Annotated in this window: 19 protein-coding genes and 3 tRNA genes; 4 read left to right on the forward strand and 18 right to left on the reverse strand. The window is 60.5% G+C overall.

The window, feature by feature from the left end:
* Position 1 precedes the first annotated feature (1 nt).
* From exbB to ACM561_RS10635, 12 genes are all read right to left on the reverse strand, one after another.
* Positions 2-1,162: a tonB-system energizer ExbB gene (gene exbB, locus ACM561_RS10580; protein ID WP_425904943.1), complete on the reverse strand. Its 1,161-nt coding sequence runs from the start codon at positions 1,160-1,162 to the stop codon at positions 2-4.
* 19 nt (positions 1,163-1,181) lie between these two features.
* A complete protein-coding gene (locus ACM561_RS10585; RefSeq protein ID WP_425904945.1) occupies positions 1,182-3,131 on the reverse strand; it encodes an ABC transporter permease in 1,950 nt (649 codons plus the stop codon).
* Positions 3,128-4,360, reverse strand: a complete 1,233-nt coding sequence (locus tag ACM561_RS10590) for an efflux RND transporter periplasmic adaptor subunit (RefSeq protein WP_425904946.1) — start codon at positions 4,358-4,360, stop codon at positions 3,128-3,130. Before ACM561_RS10590 ends, ACM561_RS10585 begins: the two co-directional genes overlap by 4 nt.
* Positions 4,361-4,373: 13 nt before the next feature.
* The gene (locus ACM561_RS10595; protein WP_425904948.1) at positions 4,374-4,700 is read right to left on the reverse strand and encodes a hypothetical protein; all 327 of its coding nucleotides are present in this window, start codon (positions 4,698-4,700) and stop codon (positions 4,374-4,376) included.
* On the reverse strand, positions 4,697-5,227 hold the full coding sequence (locus tag ACM561_RS10600) for a thiamine pyrophosphate-binding protein (protein WP_425904949.1): 531 nt from the start codon (positions 5,225-5,227) through the stop codon (positions 4,697-4,699). The genes ACM561_RS10595 and ACM561_RS10600 overlap by 4 nt, the downstream gene beginning before the upstream one ends.
* Positions 5,227-6,411, reverse strand: coding sequence for a PepSY-associated TM helix domain-containing protein (locus tag ACM561_RS10605; protein WP_425904951.1), 1,185 nt, complete (start codon positions 6,409-6,411; stop codon positions 5,227-5,229). The genes ACM561_RS10600 and ACM561_RS10605 overlap by 1 nt, the downstream gene beginning before the upstream one ends.
* A gap of 297 nt (positions 6,412-6,708) precedes the next feature.
* Positions 6,709-6,876, reverse strand: a complete 168-nt coding sequence (locus ACM561_RS10610) for a hypothetical protein (protein WP_425904952.1) — start codon at positions 6,874-6,876, stop codon at positions 6,709-6,711.
* A gap of 197 nt (positions 6,877-7,073) precedes the next feature.
* A complete protein-coding gene (locus ACM561_RS10615; RefSeq protein ID WP_425904954.1) occupies positions 7,074-7,568 on the reverse strand; it encodes a DUF3016 domain-containing protein in 495 nt (164 codons plus the stop codon).
* 82 nt (positions 7,569-7,650) lie between these two features.
* Complete coding sequence (locus tag ACM561_RS10620; RefSeq protein WP_425904955.1) at positions 7,651-8,337, reverse strand: TonB family protein; 687 nt, start codon at positions 8,335-8,337, stop codon at positions 7,651-7,653.
* 794 nt (positions 8,338-9,131) lie between these two features.
* Positions 9,132-9,545, reverse strand: a complete 414-nt coding sequence (locus ACM561_RS10625; protein ID WP_425904957.1) for a GTA-gp10 family protein — start codon at positions 9,543-9,545, stop codon at positions 9,132-9,134.
* Positions 9,546-9,868: 323 nt separating this feature from the next.
* Positions 9,869-9,942, reverse strand: a tRNA-Gly gene (locus ACM561_RS10630).
* A 414-nt stretch (positions 9,943-10,356) separates the two neighbouring features.
* Entirely contained in the window at positions 10,357-11,010 is a 654-nt protein-coding gene (locus ACM561_RS10635; protein WP_425904959.1) for a hypothetical protein, read from the reverse strand.
* 711 nt (positions 11,011-11,721) lie between these two features.
* On the opposite strand from ACM561_RS10635, the gene ACM561_RS10640 reads away from it, so the two are divergent.
* The 3 genes from ACM561_RS10640 to rlmB all read left to right on the forward strand — a co-directional run bounded on the left by ACM561_RS10640 (position 11,722) and on the right by rlmB (position 13,113).
* Positions 11,722-11,898, forward strand: a complete 177-nt coding sequence (locus ACM561_RS10640) for a hypothetical protein (protein ID WP_425904960.1) — start codon at positions 11,722-11,724, stop codon at positions 11,896-11,898.
* 205 nt (positions 11,899-12,103) lie between these two features.
* Positions 12,104-12,189: transfer RNA gene (locus ACM561_RS10645), tRNA-Tyr, on the forward strand.
* Between the two features lie 78 nt (positions 12,190-12,267).
* Positions 12,268-13,113: a 23S rRNA (guanosine(2251)-2'-O)-methyltransferase RlmB gene (gene rlmB, locus ACM561_RS10650; RefSeq protein WP_425904961.1), complete on the forward strand. Its 846-nt coding sequence runs from the start codon at positions 12,268-12,270 to the stop codon at positions 13,111-13,113.
* Between the two features lie 63 nt (positions 13,114-13,176).
* Here the strand turns inward: rlmB and ACM561_RS10655 are convergent, their stop codons facing one another.
* The 4 genes from ACM561_RS10655 to ACM561_RS10670 form a co-directional block, all read right to left on the reverse strand.
* Positions 13,177-13,707, reverse strand: a complete 531-nt coding sequence (locus ACM561_RS10655; RefSeq protein ID WP_425904963.1) for a hypothetical protein — start codon at positions 13,705-13,707, stop codon at positions 13,177-13,179.
* A 49-nt stretch (positions 13,708-13,756) separates the two neighbouring features.
* Positions 13,757-14,200, reverse strand: a complete 444-nt coding sequence (locus ACM561_RS10660; RefSeq protein WP_309774996.1) for a hypothetical protein — start codon at positions 14,198-14,200, stop codon at positions 13,757-13,759.
* A gap of 170 nt (positions 14,201-14,370) precedes the next feature.
* Positions 14,371-14,565 carry a helix-turn-helix transcriptional regulator gene (locus tag ACM561_RS10665; protein WP_079447137.1) on the reverse strand — a complete coding sequence of 65 codons (195 nt, stop codon included), beginning with the start codon at positions 14,563-14,565 and terminating at the stop codon, positions 14,371-14,373.
* Positions 14,562-14,957 (reverse strand): hypothetical protein, encoded by a 396-nt coding sequence (locus tag ACM561_RS10670; protein WP_425904965.1) that lies wholly within the window; start codon positions 14,955-14,957, stop codon positions 14,562-14,564. The genes ACM561_RS10665 and ACM561_RS10670 overlap by 4 nt, the downstream gene beginning before the upstream one ends.
* 318 nt (positions 14,958-15,275) lie before the next feature.
* Here ACM561_RS10670 and ACM561_RS10675 point away from each other — a divergent pair.
* Positions 15,276-15,351 (forward strand) — tRNA-Thr (locus ACM561_RS10675).
* 317 nt (positions 15,352-15,668) lie between these two features.
* On the opposite strand, the gene ACM561_RS10680 is transcribed toward ACM561_RS10675, so the two are convergent.
* Positions 15,669-17,459, reverse strand: coding sequence for a SulP family inorganic anion transporter (locus ACM561_RS10680; protein WP_425904967.1), 1,791 nt, complete (start codon positions 17,457-17,459; stop codon positions 15,669-15,671).
* Positions 17,460-17,472: 13 nt separating this feature from the next.
* Positions 17,473-17,781, reverse strand: a complete 309-nt coding sequence (locus ACM561_RS10685; protein ID WP_425909710.1) for a hypothetical protein — start codon at positions 17,779-17,781, stop codon at positions 17,473-17,475.
* Between the last annotated feature and the right edge of the window lie 100 nt (positions 17,782-17,881).

Raw genomic sequence — 17,881 nt, forward strand, 5'->3', positions numbered from 1 at the left:
CTCACTCCGCAGCGGAGCGGCCGCGCGACAGCGGCACCACGGACGGTCCAAGCCCCCGCTCCTGACGTTCCAGGTCGCGCGAGATGTGCTGAATGATCTCGCCGGAGGCATCCGACAGCAGCGCCCGGTAGCTCGAAAGCGCACGCGCGAACACATTGTAGATGATCACCGCCGGAATCGCGGCGACGAGCCCGAGCGCGGTCGCAAGCAAGGCTTCGGCGATGCCCGGCGCCACCACCGCAAGATTGGTGGTCTTGGAATGCGAGATGCCGATAAAGGAGTTCATGATGCCCCACACCGTGCCGAACAGCCCGACGAACGGCGCGGTGGCCCCGATCGTCGCAAGCAAGCCCGTGCCGCGGGCGATGTCGCGCCCCGACTTGGCCTCGATACGCGACAGCGCTATGGCCAGACGCTCCTTGATGCCCTCAGAGGACAGATCGTTCGAACGCCTGCATTCGTTCTCCGCCGCCTCCATCAGATCAGACACCGGGCCCTTTCCGGTCCACCCCTCAGAGATCTCTGCCCGTGCCGCCGCAAGAGTGTCAGCGCGCTCCAGCTTGCGCAAGCAGCTCTGTGCACGCCGCCGCGAAGCCGCCAGATCCAGCCCCCGCGCCAGCCAGATCGTCCACGTCACCAGCGACGCAAACGCAAGCCCGATCATCACCGCCTTCACAATGATGTCGGCCTGCATGAACATGCCCCACGGCGACAAGTCTTGCGGAAGCGTGGAGGACGAGGCATCCGATGCTGGCGCGGCAGCCGGCGCAGCTGATTGATCCGACGGCGCGGCCGCGTCAGACGATGCAGCCGACGACTCCCCGGACGTAGCTTCAGCCGCGGGCGCACCCGAAGAAGAAGACGGCGTGGGCGATGTCACCGACGACGACGGTGTCGTTGGCGATGCGGACGATGGCTGCGTGGACGGCTGCGTCGGCGTCGATGCTGCTTGGGAAGACACCGGCACTGACGATGATGGCTGCGTCGGTAACGCCGACCGCGGTGAAGGCTGGGTCGCGGGATGCGCCGACGGCCCAGATCCCGCCGCAGCCGCAGCCGGATGCTCCCCCTGCTGCTGCGCAGTCGCCTGTGCCGCAATCGCCAGAACGGCGAGCGCGACGACAAACCCAAGACGTGTCGCCCTTGTTACAAATCCCGTCATGATTCCCCGTTCCTTGTTCCTATTGACTTGACAGCGCCACGACAGGATCAAGCCGCGCCGCGCGAAACGCCGGCATAAAGCCAAACAGCGTTCCCATAACCACTGCACCCGTCACCGCGCCGATCGCTGCCGTGATCGAGAAAATTACCGTCATGCCGAACAGTGTGGCTGCGGCTATTCCGATCAGCACGCCGAGCAGCAACCCGAACACGCCGCCGATTGCCGACAAAACGATCGCTTCGGTCAGGAACTGGCCCAGGATGTCCGCGGTCCTGGCCCCGATCGCGGCGCGGACTCCGATTTCCCTGGTGCGCTCGGCCACGGTGATCAACATGATGTTCATGATGCCGATACCGCCAACCAGCATCGAAATCGCGGCGATGGCGCCGAGCAAAAGATTGCTTGAGCGGCGCTCATCCTCGGCCTTGCGGAAGGCGGACGCCGCATCGTGCAGCCAAAAATCCTCGCGACCATGGCGGCGGATCAACAGCGACTTGATGGCGTCCTTGGTCTGTTGCAGACGAGACATATCGGCGATGGAGACGACGATTTCCGACAGCTCGTCCTTACCATAGAGCCGCATCGCCGCCGTCCGAAGCGGCATCACCACATTATTGTCCCGATCCATGCCCTTCTCGGAAAGGCCCTTGGATTCGAGCACGCCGGTGACAAGAAATGGAATGTTGTTGACCAAAACGTGGCTGCCGGAAGGATCGGCGATATTGGGAAACAGTTTTAACGCGAGGGTCGCACCGAGCAACATCACGGCGTTGCCGCTGACCTCATCCTCCTTCGTAAAGAACATTCCCTTCGCTGTATCCCAGTTATGAACCGTCCGAAACTCGGCCGTGGTGGCGATCACTTCGGCGTTCATATCCGTGTTGGCGTGTCGCAATATGCCCGCTTCCCACAAGGCCGGCATCGATCCGGACACGTTATTAAGATCCTTGATCGCCTCGGCATCGGCGAGAGTTAGCGGCATGCTGGTCGCTGCGGATTCGCCCGCACGGCTGACCACCAACCAGTTGGTGCCGATGGCGGAGGCCCGCTCCATGAACGACGCCTGCGCGCCGCGCCCGATCGCCATCATGGCGACGACGGAGGCAACGCCGATGACGATACCGCTCAGGGTCAGCGCCGTTCGAACCGGATTGACCGCAAGCGCGGCGAAAGCAGAGCGGGCCGCTTCCTCCAGCCAGGCCCACAGCGGCGGCGAGGTGCCATTCGCATGTCGTGCAGCAACGGCAACCGAGGGGCGCGGAACCCTTTTAGCGTCGCGGCCGCTGTCGGAGGCGATCAGCCCGTCCTCGATCCGGATGATGCGCTCCGCCGCGGCGGCTACATTCGAGTCGTGAGTGATGAGGATGATCGTGTGCCCGGCGCCGGCAAGCTCTTTCAGGATCCCCAGTACTTCCGTGCCGCTTTTGCTATCCAACGCGCCCGTCGGCTCGTCAGCGAGGATCACCGCGCCACCGTTCATCAGCGAGCGCGCGATCGAGACACGCTGCTGCTGGCCGCCCGAGAGCTGCGATGGCCGATTGAACATGCGCGTGGCAAGGCCGAGCCGCGCCAGCAGTGCGGACGCGCGGCGATGACGATAGGCGCGGGGCGCGCCAGCATGAACCGCCGGCATCTCGACATTGCCGAGCGCGCTCACTGTCGAGATCAAATGATACTGCTGGAAGATGAAACCAAAGGAATTGCGACGCAGCGCGGCAAGACCGTCACGATCGAGCCCGGCGACATCTTGTCCCGCAAAACGATAGACGCCCTGCGTCGGCCGGTCGATCAGGCCGATGATGTTCATCAGCGTCGACTTGCCGGATCCGGAGGCGCCGACGATGGCGACGAACTCGCCGGAATAGATCGACAGCTCGACGCCGCGCAGCGCGCGGGTCACGACATCGCCGCTGCGATAGGAGCGGCAGATGCCCGTCAGGTCGATGAGCGGGACATGCGATACGCTCATGACTCCACCCTCAGCTTAGCGGGCGGACCGGACACCTTCACGCCCGTGATGATCCGTTCGCCACCGGCGAGGCCGCTCGTGACTTCGCTGAGGAAGCGGGTCCGGGCACCAGTCTCGACCTTGCGGACGGCGATGGTCCCGTCTCCCTGAAGAACGCGAACCTCGCTTTTTTCGTTGAGCGACGACACTGGAATGACCAGGGCGTTTTGTGCCGCAGCGGTGACGAAAAATACCTGTGCGGTCATTCCGGCTTTCAAGCCGCCATCCTTGTTGGGAACGTCGAACAGCGCCGTGTAGAGTACGACACTGCTCGATTGCGTCGCAGCCTTGGCCTCGACCTTCTTGTCGGGCCGGCGCGGCGCCGGCTGGATTTGCCGGAGCGTTGCATGCCACTTGCGGTCCGGCCGGCCCAATGTGGTGAACCACAGCGGCATGCCTTCACGCAGCTTGACGACGTCGGCTTCGGACACATCTGTCCACACCGTCATGGTATCGAGGTCGGCGATTTGCAGCACCAGCGGCGTATCATAGTTCGCGTTGAGGGTCTGCCCTTCCTTCGCGTCCAACGAAACCACGGTGCCCGCCATCGGCGCGGTGATACGGGCAAAGCGCAATGCTGTTTTTTGCGCGTGAAGATCGGCCTGCATCTGATGGATGCGGGCTTTGGAAGCGTCGATACGGGCGATCAAGATGTCGCGGTCGCGCACCGCCGTCTCAAGAGCGACTTTCGACACCGCGCTGCTCTGAGACAGCGTCAGGTGGCGCTCGGCATTGCGTTTTGCAAACGCAAGCCCGGCTTCCTGCTCGGCAAGTTCGGCGGTCAACCGCGCGACGTCCGCCTCAATGCCCTCGACCTTGGCCGCCTGCATCTCGGCATCGATCTCCGCCACGACCGCCCCCGCGATCACCTCGTCGCCAACGGCAACGTGAAGACGCTTCAACTGGCCGGACACCTGCGCGCCAACATCGACATAAGCGCGCGGCTGGATTTTGCCGGTCGCGGCAACGGTGCTCTCGATGTCCTGCCGCGTGACGGTAACGGTCTCATAAAGGCTGTCCGGTGACGGCGCGCGGAATCCCATGAAAGCAAGGGTGCCGAGCACAGCCAGCGTGACAACGCTCACCCCCAGGACGAGCTGCCGGGAACCGCGCGTTCTCCGCGTCGGCGCGGTCCAGGCCGGCAGCAACGTCAGGCCGTCAACATCGTCGGGAGGCACCGGAGCATTCATCGTCGGCATCCGCTCACTGAATGTCTTTGTAGTCGACGTCGAACGATTGTCCGGGGCCGGCATCGAAAAGCATGTAGAATTCGCCATCGGGCTTGCGGAAGCTGACGGTCGAGTCGGTCCCGAAGCTTGTTTGCAGGATGATCGACTCGTCGTAGCGAACGACGTCAAGCCTCACCCCGGGAACGCCGGTGCCGTCCGCGAATCCGCCTTCGCAACCCACCGTCGTCGCATCGATCATCTTGCAAACGCAGAACGGCGGATGCGCCCAGGCAGCACCGATAAACAAGGACGCAGCGCCGGTGACGACGATGGTCAACCCGCCTTTCCAGAGCCCCTTCATATCCGCCCCCTCTTCTCGAGCCAGGCTGCGGTCAAGGGCGACGCCGTGCGGATCGGGATTGACGTCTGGAATAGCGCGCCGTCCCAACCCTCGAACGTCAGCCACAGCACACTATCAGCACCGGCCTTCTCCGGAATCCGCACTTCCGCAAACTGTCGATAAGGGGTGCCCGAGAACAGCGCGCCCGCGGTACGGACGTTGCGCGGCTTGCCGACGCGCAAATATGCCGCCTTCACCTGATCGACGCAGGCCGGACACAGCGCCATGACAAAAGACTTGGTGTAACCCGCACGCCCTTCCGCCTCCGGTTCGATCAGCTTGAATTCGGCCATCCGTGCGGTCCACGGACCAACCACGACCTCGCCGATATCGCGCTCGCCGAGGCCTTTCTTGCCATCGAACAATGCATCTGCCTGGAAGAAGGTCGACGCCGAAACGATCGGCACGATCAGCATCAAGGCGCTGAGATGGAATCGCCAGCGCTGCCACAGCGACGCATCGCGCGATGGGGATACGAGCGCCGCCATCACTCAGCCGCCTCCAGCCCCAACCGCACATGTCTACGGTCGCGGACGATCTTCACTGTCTCGATCGCGGTGCGCCTGGTCCACACCATCATCCCGGAAAACACCAGTGTGGTCAGCGTCAGACCGAATAGCAGATAGATGAGCTTGAGCCACACGCCGGCGAAATCGCCGGTGTGCAAAGGCCGCATCGAGCCGGTGACGAGCTCGAGCGCGGAGCGGTCGGACACGCGCCGCGCCCGCTCCACCTTGCCGTTGTAGGGATTGACCTCCACCGTCTCGAAAATCAGCGGATAGTTGCCGCGCCCACCGACGCTGATTTGGCCGTAGGCACTGTCCGGGAGTTCCACGAAGCTGGGTTCAAGATCAGGCAGCTGAGCATGCACGATCTCGGCCGCCTGCCCCAGCGTGATCCGCGGCGCTGGCGCGCCCTTGGCGACCACCGGCACGTCAGTGCGCGCCAGCACCGGCGGTACGCCCGCCGTCGAGATCGTGATGTGGCTATCGAAGAGGATCGCCTGGATCAAAAACCAGCTCGCCGTTACCGCCATAATGGCGATGAATGGGATCGACCACACCCCGGCCAGCCGGTGCAAGTCGCCCCAGAAAACACGCGTGCCCTTGCCAATGCGAAGGCGGGGCTGCAGGTAGGCACGCCAGAACCGCTTGTAGACGACGATCCCTGTGATTAGCGAACCGAGCAGTGGAACCGACAAGGCCGAGACAAAGTACCACCCGATCGGGAAACTGCTGTCGAACGGCATCAGCAGCCAGCCGTGCAAAGCGCGCGTAAAATCACGAAAATCGAACGTGCCCTGCTCACCCTGCACCGCGCCAGTGTATGGATTGACGAATAACTTGGCGGAACTGCCGTCGGGGCGTGTCACTTGCACCCCCAGGGCGAAGATCGACTTCACCGGCCGCGAGATGAATCGTAGCCGCGCACCGGGTACCTCGCGCTCAACCGCCGCCAGTATCTCGTCATAACCGAGCAGCCGCGCGTCGTTCGTGGGAGCATTGGCCCGCTCCATCGGGGATGCCAACCACGTGATCTCCTGACTGACGGTCGCGATCGACCCTGTCAGACAAACGAAGAACAAAAACGCCCAGATCGGCAGCGCAAGCCAACCGTGAATTACGAACCACAGGCGGGCACCTGAGGTCTTACGCGATGCGGTTCCATTCACTCCTACTGTCCTTCGGCGCGCTGGTTGTCCCGCCACGGGACATCCGCAGGTCAAAGCAATGGCGGCCCTATAGTTAGAGACGTTCGAGCAACCGCTTTTTGAACCCCCTCGCTGCAAAATTTTTTGACGGGTTCCAGGTTACAACGACCGGCGTTGCCGGATTATCGGATCGCAACCCGCGATGCGGCTGCGATCAATCGCTCGCGCTCGAAATAACTTGCGAATCTGGTGGTGGCGGTCATCCGGAGATCGCCGCCGCAAACGACGTCAGCTACCAGTGATTAAGTCGGGTGCCGATCACAGTGCGCACGCGCCCGACATTGCATTGATACGGCCGTACCCCGAGACATACCGCGCGTCGAACAGGCTGGTGACATTGACGGAGAAGCGCCAGTTGTCGATCTCGTAACGTGCCATCGCATCCACCAGCGTATAGGCCGGGCGCACCGGCGCTGGCGTCCACATACCGCACGCCTCCGCTGAGGGTAAGCTGATGGTGAAACCCCTATCGTCAGGCCTGCCTCGTTGCAGTCATCCACGCTTACGGGCGGTATCAGCAAAACAACGAGCAACAAGATCGCTCAGAAAGGATAGGCTTCGCTGCGGCAAAAGAGCGTTACTACGGCTGTCATGACGAACGAAAGCGAAAAGGCACAGCCGCCTCAGAAACCCTGGCGACTAGTGGAGAAGGTACGCCGGAACCAGTCGTCCAGCAGTGCTTTCTCGTACACATACCGATCACCCGAAAAGCGCGCCGACGGATTCATCTGGTAGTTGATATCGGTGAGCGTCTCTTCGCCACTTCGCATACGCCGGCCTCTCTCGGTCAATGCATAACGCAGTACGATCCTCGGTAGCGTGACGCCATTAACAATCCGGACGTTGTTGGGAGCAAAACGAAGCGGCTGTTGATAGCCAGCAAGATCGATATCGACGATATCGATGTTGAGATTCTGCCCAGGCGCGAGAAATCGCTTGCCGAGACGATCCAGATGAGCACGAAAGGCCGCCTCTACCGACGCGCTCGAAGTATCGTATGAGCCTGCATCGGTATAGCGGCTCGGACTGACGAAGCGCACGTTCACGCCAGCGTGGCTCAATGCCGGCGAAAGAATGATGACTGCGAGAACCGCAGCGATGCCAAGATTCCAGCGCATGGTTCACCTCTCGGCCCCCGTCGACCGAACATAAGCACGAATCCCGAAACCTTCCAAACGGCGCGATTGCCGAGGAGAGAGTTCACATCCTGAAGCGCACGGGAACAACGAGTTGCACGACCTGCGCGGTGATCTCCGGCGGCACAGGGGGCAAAGGAGATGCGCGCACGATCATCGCGAAGGCTTCGTCGTCGAGTTCAGGAGAACCCGAAGAGCGCACCAGATGATATTGGAGCACCCGACCGTCGCGATCCATGCCGAAGCTCAAAAGCGCCGTCCCTTCAGTTCCTTTCATACGGGCCTCGCTCGGATAACGCTTGTAGCGCTCCAGGTGAGAGAGCAGCCTCGCTTTCCAAGCATGCGAGACCCCGACGGACGCTTGATCGGTATCGCTCGCTCCCATCTCGGGTTGGTCAGGCACGCCGGACGCGCCCATGATCGGCACACTCGTATGAGGCGGCGCGGTGCTTGCGGCTGGCGGAACAGGAGATGCGCTCGCCTTGTGAACTAACGCCCGCTTCGGACTCGGCGCCGGCAATGCCACCGGCTTTTCTACCGCTTCTCCTTGTTCCGAAATCTCCGGCGGAGGTTCCTCGGCGAGCGTCGGCGGGGGTAATTTAGCGAGTTCCGCCGATGTTGGTTCGGCAACCTCACCCTGCTCGACAAAGGTTGAGCCATGAGAGGGAACAACGACGATCTCGACAAGGGCCGGACCAGGCTGTTCGCCGACGACCAGCTTGACCGTCGGATCGTAAACCAGCGTATACAAGATAGCGAAATGTGCAGTGAGCGCGATGCACGTTGGGATTCTCCGCGCAACAAGGCGAGGCATCCAACCGCCTTGCATGATGGCGGTGGGGTTTCCCATCACGCAAGGTCCGAGACCAGGGACTTACGGTGATGAATTACATCGGCGCAGGTCAGCATGGTGGTAACACGTTGCGGAACGGCCATGACGATGGACGCACAAAGAGAATGGTCATCAGCCGCGCAGATACCGTTTGCATGATGGCGTGCATCCTTCGTTCTCCGGCCTACAAATAATGCAACGTCGCGCCTATGCAGCCGCGCGCTTCTCACAGGGCATGGCAGCTACCTAGGCTGGGCATGTGCCGCCTTCAAGGCGTTGCAAGAGCCAGCAAACTTGAATACCTCGAAAGTAATGACGGCTTCTCTTCGCGACGCGGTCGGAGCGACACAGAATATTACGCGAGCGATTGCGAGCCTGGGAGCATCGCCGAGCCGTTTGCTGGTTGGGATCAATCAAAGGGCGTCGGCAAGCAACGCGATCCGCTTACGCGTGGTGGCGCGGTGAAAATGACAGAACCGGCTCGAGATGCGGCGGGTCGTCTTCGGGAACAGATTGGCTGAAACCATCGGTAGCGAGGCTCATCAGTGATGCTCGCGACTGGGTTGAGACCCGTTTCATACTCCCACGCGATGTTTCGTCGTGCATCGCCCTATGTGGTTGCCAGACCGTCGATGGTGATGCCCGACGCCTTATTCCTAACCCTGTCGAAACTTTAGCGATCAGCAAAGACCGGATTCAAGCAACCATTTCCGTTATGCTTGCGCATCACCTGCATCAGCGAACAGCGCGGCAATGGTTTCCGATGCGATCAACGCGTTGGCTTCGAGGGGCTTACCGACGACGTGCTCATCAACAAGCGCGAAAGCTTCATCTTCGGCCATCCCGCCACCAATCAGCCCGAGGGTGATGACGTTCTCCACATCGGTCGCCGAATAGATCTTTTCAAGAAAGCGTCTGTGGCAAGCCGCCGGTGTGTCGCCGTATTGCCCCGCCAGCGGTGCCCTGCCTATGCCGAGGCGGGCAATCGTGATCATCCTCGAGACCTGTTTCAATTTTGCTCCACCTGCGATCATGGCGAGGACCTTGGGGTCGTTCAAATTGAAGGTACGAACCTTGCCGGCAAAACTGATCTGGCGAGCGCAACGATTGGTGCTGTTTTTGGTCATCTCAAACCTCCTCGATTACTTTGGCAATTCGGCCTGCGATTCCAGCAACCCAGGCGGCGTTATACGAAGGCAGACCACACCGTCTGTGCGATATGTAGGTGAGGCGGCTCTTTATTCTATATTTTATTGTGATGCTCTCCCGCCGAGCATCTCGCATCGGCTAACCACATGCCGTGTTCCGGGAGGATCAGGCGATAAGGCTGCTCCGGTTCACGGTTCGCCATATGTGGTCAAGGGAGCAATTCGGCGATCACCTTCATGTTATCACGAGCGTCACCCACGCGCCGGAAGGGATAACTCGTTTTCCTGCATTGAAATCCTTCTGGAGCGGGTGAAGGGAATCGAACCCTCGTATTCAGCTTGGAAGGCTGCTGCTCTACCATTGAGCTACACCCGCGCCCGCCGATCACCTATCACGTCGCGCCGGGACCCTCAACCATCCTCAGCGCAACGAGCATCCCCGAACGGACGAGCAAGGGTCTTAACATGCCGCGAGTTCGTGCCTATGATCTAGTTTCCAACAACAAACGAAAGGAGGTGATCCAGTGTCTTGTTCAAAGCGCTGTCACCTCGCTGGGATCGCCCGCTAGGCTTTTCGCCTCGTGGAGGGCGACTCAGCGCCCGGGCCAGCGAGAATAAACATCGGGGCGCGGCGGGACAGCTCGCCGCGCCTTTTCGCTGCAACAGGCAGATGCGGTCGGGCACCTCGCCATATCAGCGCAGCTGGCCCTCTCAGCTTATGATGTTCACGCTGACCGATCCGCGCCGCCAGAGTGGCCGTACGCCACGAGCGTCAAATCGTTGACCGACATCACCATCGCGCGTTGGCATAGTGCGCACGGCGTTGATGTTGACGGCGTGCCTCATGCCGTCCTCCACTCCAGCCGCCAAGTTGGAAATGGCCGCTGTCGGCATGTGCCCATTGTGCACCCGCAATTAACCCGCAGGAGTTCGCCAGCGCGATTTCGTTGCGGGGCATGCGCGGCCGCGTGACGTTGCGTCCGTACTGGTTGATATCGAGCGCCAACCCCGCCGGATGCAGCGAGCCACGCACACTCCCGTGCGCTCGCCAGCCTCCCATGAAACGGATCGGATAACCCTGCCGGTCGAGAGCCGACACCAGACATTGAAAGGCACCGGTGGCGCGGTTGGCAACATGCGCCCTGGCACCCGAGGCCGAACGGATCAAACCGACCGCTCTCCCCGCACCCTCGGCCATGACCCGCGCAAGCCCGACGGGAATTCGTCTGTGCCACTTGTGACGGACCCAGTGCCGGACAGCAACATGATGGGAATGCCAGCTGGCGTGCTCCGCCGAGCCATACAGCGGGTTCCAGTTGCCATAGCAGGGACGCATCGCGTCGCATCCCGTGGTGGCAACCTGCCATTTCTTAGAAGAAGGTCTGGCCGATGAGGGTGTGGCAACAATGCAAATCATCGCCGATGCAATAAGCAGTCGGATCATCGTATCTCCCGGCATGCTGGAGTGAGGGGAACGCGGGAACTAAGCCCCTGCTCTGAAATGTCCGGCACGGAACCGCTGGTCATGGTGGCGGTACCTAGGACGGGCAGCTATGCCCTGTCCAGCTAGACGCGAACAGACGAATGAATTAAGATTGATGGTCGAGGTTAAATTGCTTGAATGAGCAGCACGACGACGTCGATCCTGCGGCAAAAAGTCGAGCCGAATCAATTAGAAAAGACTACTGGCAGGAAACACGCCTAATCACGGCTCGTGCGAGCCAAGAAGATAATTCTGGCTCATGAAGTCTAGGCTCCGCCAGCCCGCACGCGTCCCGTCCAATCCAGTTTAAGACTCGAGCGGTCAACCGACCAATCGAGCCGGCGCCAAAACTGGCGTCCAAGACTTGGAATACCGCCGGGGTCCCGCTCAAAAACTCGTAGACACGGCGCCCTCGCCGACTATGCGCGGCTGCCTTGCGCCAACTCGCTAGCGGTTTCTCTCCTTCGCGCATAAGTAGGGTCAACTTGCATGTTGACCCAAACTCCTTCTTAGGCTGATGGAACACAGTCCTGGGCGAGGTGCATAAGCATTCCACCATCCTCCTTAGTGGTAAGCTTCAATGATCGCGCTCCGGTCCAAATTCCTCAACACCGCCCTGGCTTCAGGAAGGAGCATGCTTGAAACAGGCGATCGAGACGACGGAGGCGAACGATGAATGATTTTTGGGAATGGCGCAGTTCTTCGCGAGAATTCGATGGCAAACCTGACGATATCGCTGGAGGTCACGGGAGTGACCGCACCAGAAGGGGTAAACTCGGTCTGATCATCGGCGTGGTCCTGTTCGTTGTTTTGGCCGCGATATTCGTAATTTTCGAATACGCGAAGTGAACTCGCGTCATGAGTCTTAAGCAACGGCCGGCCATTTCCACCATTGGATGCGTGGAAGTGCATCTTCTTGGCCAGCGCTCGGTTGACTTTGCCGGGGCGCTTCGCTCATAAACGCGCGCAACCGCACGCTCGGCATCCGGGCAGGTGCCTTTAATGTCATCCATGGTCGGTCGGACCACTTTCAGCTGACATCCGATGGCGTTGCGGGGGAGTGTCCCGAGTGGCAAAGGGAGCTGACTGTAAATCAGCCGCCTTATGGCTTCGTAGGTTCGAGTCCTACCTCCCCCACCATTCGCAAGTTCACCATTCTCAAGTCTCCGATTGCTACGATTTTCTCGATAGATCCCGTCCCCCCCGAGACAAACATGCATGAGCGATCGTGATCGAGAACCGCGATTCCGGAGGGGTTCACGGCCTGGGAGTGGCCACGTCAAGGATTCCCACCGGAAGGGCCCACCAAGGCATGGTTCGGTGCGGAGGGCTCGCGAGACCGGCCCCGATGGCCCAGCGGTGCTTTACGGCTGGCATACGGTGACAGCCGCGCTGGCAAATCCCCGCCGCCATATCCGAAAATTGCTCCTTACGGAAAACGCCGCGCTGCGGCTCACGCATGAAAACATCAATACCCGGATCACGCCTGAAATCGTGCGTCCGAGTGCGATCGATCAGCGCCTCGGCCCCGACGCGGTGCATCAGGGACTGCTTGCCGAAGCCGATCCCCTATCCTCGCCTGATATCGAGACGCTGACGCAGGAAGGCATCGTGCTGGTGCTCGACCAGATCACGGACCCGCACAATGTCGGCGCGATCATGCGATCGGCCGCCGCTTTTGCGGTGAAGGCGATCGTCACCACGGCGCGCCACAGTCCCGAGGCCACCGGCGTGTTGGCAAAATCAGCCTCTGGCGCGCTGGAAGTTGTGCCGCTGGTGCTGGTGCAGAACCTGGCGCGGGCGCTGACCGGACTGAACGACCGCGGCTTCATGACCGTCGGTCTCGACAGCGACGGTGGCGAAAACCTCGCCGCCATCCAGTTGCAGCAGCCATTGGCTCTGGTACTCGGCGCCGAAGGCAAAGGTCTGCGGCAGCTCACGCGGGACACATGCAGCGCGGTCGCGCGCCTCGACATGCCTGGCCAAATCAAGAGTCTTAACGTCTCGAATGCCGCGGTGCTGGCGCTTTATATCGGCGCCAGCCGTCTCGGCCTCATGCACTGACGGCACGAAGACGCCCGCTCGCACCGGGCATTGCGGGAACGCGTTTGTTTTCAGGCGCGCCGATCAGTACTCATGATACCGCGCTGAATGACGGTAGTCATGATGTTGTCCCGAGCCGTAAATCACGCGCGGAAGAGCGGCGCGATCGCTATGGCGCGAAACATGGCCGTGATGACGGTTACGATTCCAGCGGTAGCTGTACACGACCGGACCGGTCACGGGCGCGCCATCATAGTAGTGATGCATGGCGTGGGCATAACGACCGCCGTCGTAAGGATAGAAATAAGGACGACTGTAGGCATTCCATCCGGCAACGGCACTTTCCTGATAGGTCGGCACTGGTGCGAAATTGCCGGGACCGCTAAACACTGGCCCTTGATTGACATAATAGTACTGTGTCGGAGACGGCAGGCTCTCATAGCCAGCGAAGCCGTAACCACCGTAATAGCCTGGATAATAACCCGATACGCAGGGGCTGTACGACAGGCATGGAGAGCATCCACTCGTGAACAACCCTCCACATGCCATTGCGGGCGCAACACTTGCGGCCACGATGACCGCAGCCGCGACCATCCCGGAAATCATTTGACGCATCTACTTTCTCCCGCTGTTTTCTTTTTGTTCGATTTAGGTTGTGTTGATCTCAACGAAAATTTGGAGGCAAACCCGAGGGTCCGATCTTGGGCGCGAGGATCACCGGAGGCGGCATCTGCGGGATGTCGGATTGCGCGGGAGTTGGGTTTGAACGGGCCGACCACGACTGATGAAAGCTTTCGGCTCGCCGCGGTGGCTTGCGATTAGGCGGCGGCTCGATTTCGAGGCGGCCGTAACCGGGCGCGCGGCCAAGACTCGGATAATAATGACCGACATGCGGTTCATAGACGTAGCGTCCGCCGTACACCGTGGGCTGCGGTTGTATCCTCCGAGAAAGTCCCCAATCGCCCTCGACGACGGCATAGGACGCATCGACACCATTGATGATGATGGGAACGCCGGGACGTCCGGGAATCACAAACACCGGACCGCTGTCGGCCAGAGCCGTCAACGAGGTCCCGATCAAAATGGCCAGCACAAGTCCGATACGCATCACTGGACTCCGGGTTATGGCAAACCCTAATCGAACCAACGCCGGCAAGGGTTAAGGCTGTCACCGAAACTTCCGGTAAGCCTAACGTCTCGGGATGCGCCGAGGTTCAAATACGAACAATCCCGCCATCGAATTGTTAACGCAGGTCGTGCCTGCTCCCATCGTACGAGTTAGTCGCTCACGCTAAATATCTCTTCGATGGTCAGGTTGAATAGGCGGGCGATTTTGAATGCCAGCGGCAGGCTTGGATCATATCGCCCACGCTCGAGTGCATTGATCGTCTGACGCGAAACATCCAGTCGAGCAGCCAAATCAGCCTGCGACCAATTACGTTGCGTACGAAGCTCCTGAATGCAGTTGTTCATCTGTAGCGCAGGTAGCCCAGAAGAACGCCCGCAAGCCACAGGCCGCACATCACCGGCCAGACAGTGAAGGCTGACAACCGCGGGAAGCCGGCATTCTCCAGAAAGCCGTAGCTGAACGTGGCGAGGGCCGTACCTGCAAAGCCAAAAGCAAAAGCTTCCAATTGCAGCCTGCGTTGCATCTCATCCGATCTGCGTATGATGCCGACGATGGACACGCATAGCAGAAGCGCCGGAATCATCGGGGCGAGGCTGATCGCTATGCTTGCCGCCCTATTATCGATGCCTCGCGCTAGCAAGCGCAGCGAAATGATCAGGGTGATCGCGTAGGTCGCCATGCTCAACCCAGCGGGAATCATGTTCCGTGCTAGCTTGGTGTATGTGTTTCGGTCCATTGTCTCTCCGTATGTAAAGCTAGCTTTACACTCACGCAAGTCACTCAGCGTGTCAAGTACGCTTTACATACCGACGAAGGCAGTAGATTTTCCTGGCTGATTATGAATCGCGGTAGCCGCAGGACCCGCGAATCCCCGCCACGAACAGTGATGACCGCGTTCACCCGACAGCGCAAAAGATCACTTGATGCACGAAGGCTCAGAAACCCGCTGCCACGCCCGCCACAGCAGATCTCGCAACAGCTATGTTCCAACCAACTGCCATCGGATAAGAACCCATAGCCGTCAGCGGAAGACTGCGTTAAATAGCGCCTCTTCGCCCGCTTAGCTCAGTTGGTAGAGCAGTGGTTTTGTAAACCTCAGGTCGCTGGTTCGAGTCCGGCAGCGGGCACCATTCTCAGAGATGCTGCCAGAATACTAGATCGTCGCGCGTGCGGAACCTGCTGGTCGATAAAGCATGGGCCGGGTGTGCGGACGCGTGCCCCTGCAAGGAGCCTCATCCGCCATGCTGAGTGTTTTGCGTACTATAGACACATCGGCGGAATGTCGTCGGTGGGGCGATGGATGCAGCGACTCCCGGTAGGACGACAATGATGATGCATCTTGCGTTAGGATCGAAAACGTCCTGCCAGCACGCAGCTAGGGCAGCCTAGCCTCGTGTTGGCCTTTTAACACCTGCGCGGACATGCCGTCCCTGTCACCGGAGGCTGCTCACGTCAGCGCCTCCTCCTCTTCCTCTTCCGCCGCTGCATCGCGCCGCACTGTCCCGCTATGCGCGAGCTTGCCATGCGCGACCCTGCTATGCGCGACCCTGCTATGCGCGGCCTTGACACCCTCAGCCAGATCGCTGCGAAATCGCACGTAAGGCGGCTTCACGCCATGGATCAGGAGCGTGCGCCGGATCGCGGGAGACGCTCCGGTAATATAGACGGGCGCTCGCCGGCGATGCGTTTTGTGCACAAAACCCTCAATGGCTGCAGCGCCGGAGGAATCGATCACCGGCACGTCCGAGAAATCGATGACGTAGGCTTTCGGATGGTCGCCAATACTGTCGAGCGCCGCGCCGACATTCGCCGCCGCCCCGAAAAAGAACGCCCCGGAAATCCGGTGAACGGCCACATCGGGATCAGTGGCGAGGACGACATCAAATGCCTTACGGCCATCGCCATTGACCCTGTCCGACTCGTCCTCGTCGGTCAGCGAACGCGCGTTCTCGACTTCCACCATCTTCGCCATGCGATGCAGGAACAGGAGCGCCGCGATACCGAAGCCGACAAGAATGCCTTCGATGAGGCCACTGAAGATCACCAGCAAGAACGTAACCACCAAGACCACCGCGTCGCTGCGCGAGGCACGCAGAAGCATTGCGAATGCGTGCCTTTCGGCCATGTTCCACGCGACCACGGCCAGCACGGCGCCGAGCGCGGCCAGCGGGATGTACGAAGCGAGTGGTGCGGCGACGAGCATGAACAACAACAAGAACACCGCATGCAGCATGCCCGCGACCGGGCCGTGCGCACCGGAGCGCACATTCGTCGCTGTGCGGGCGATCGTGCCAGTTACACAGAAGCCGCCAAAAAACGGGGAAACGATGTTGGCAATACCTTGCGCCACGAGCTCGCAGTTGGAACGGTGCCGCTCTCCGCTCATGGAGTCGGCCACCACCGCCGATAGCAGGCTCTCGATAGACCCCAGCAGCGCGAATGACAGGGCAGCGGGCAGCACCTCCCTGATCTTCTCCAGCGACATCACGGGAAGCATAGGTGATGGCAGCGTTTGGGGAATCCCACCGAATCGGGTGCCAATAGTCTCGACCGGCAGGCCGAGCAACCAGACTGCAACCGAAGCAACACCGACCGACATCAGCATCGCAGGCCAGTAGGGACGGAAGTAGCGGATCGCGACGATCAACGCGATCGTCGGTATGGAGACGGCCACCGCCGCCGCGTTCATGGTGGGCAACGCTGCGCCAATGGCCGTCAGCTTGGGGATCAGTTCCCCCGGCTCTTTGCCTGCAAGAGTGAGACCGAGTAATTCGGTGAGTTGGCTGGCGAAAATGATCACGGAGATACCCGCCGTGAATCCAATCGTCACCGGAAACGGAATATATTTGATGAAGGTCCCGAGCCTCAGCAGTCCCACCACGAGCTGGACGACGCCCGCAATCATGGTGGCAAGGAGCAGTCCATCCACGCCGTGAAGCGCGACGGTCGTGGCGACAAGGACGATGAACGCCCCCGCAGGGCCGCCGATCTGAAATCGGCTGCCGCCAAGAAACGAGACGATGAATCCGCCGATGATCGCAGTGTACAAGCCGCGGTCCGGAGTCACGCCGGAGGCGATGGCGATCGCCATGGAGAGTGGCACCGCCACGATGGCGACAGTCAGCCCGGCTAGAACGTCTGCGCGGAAATCCCTAAAGTGGTAGCCTTCCCGGAGGACCGTGACGAGCTTGGGTGTGAATGCTTCAACAAAGGTCGGTTCAACCGATCGCGCAGTCATAGCCATCCCTTATTTATGATTTATGCCGCTTAAGTGGAGGGATCGGGGGCAGGCAGCCACCGTCCGGTAATTTTTGCTTTTGGTTAGAAGGCGTTATCGCCCGGCGGTAGGGCTGGGTGTGTGAAGCGGGCTCTGCGTCCGTCCCCTCGCTTCTCGCGTTCTCGACGATTTTGGTGAGCGTGTGGACGACCCAGCGCACGTTCTCCTCGCTGGCCTCCATCCGCTGGATCGTCGGCTGCAACACCGCGGACATCTCGACCAGTTGCTTCTGGTCGGTGCCGAGCAAGGCGCGGGCAGCACGCATTTGCGTGGAGGTGATCAGGCTCGCTCTCCCGGCTTAATGTACCCTATTTTACATTCGTAATGTATCTTACTTTACATTTGAAATATCAAGTACGACAAATAACCGCACCTTTGTAGCA

The organism is Nitrobacter sp. TKz-YC02, assembly GCF_049852135.1.
In the GTDB taxonomy this organism is placed as follows: domain Bacteria; phylum Pseudomonadota; class Alphaproteobacteria; order Rhizobiales; family Xanthobacteraceae; genus Nitrobacter; species Nitrobacter vulgaris.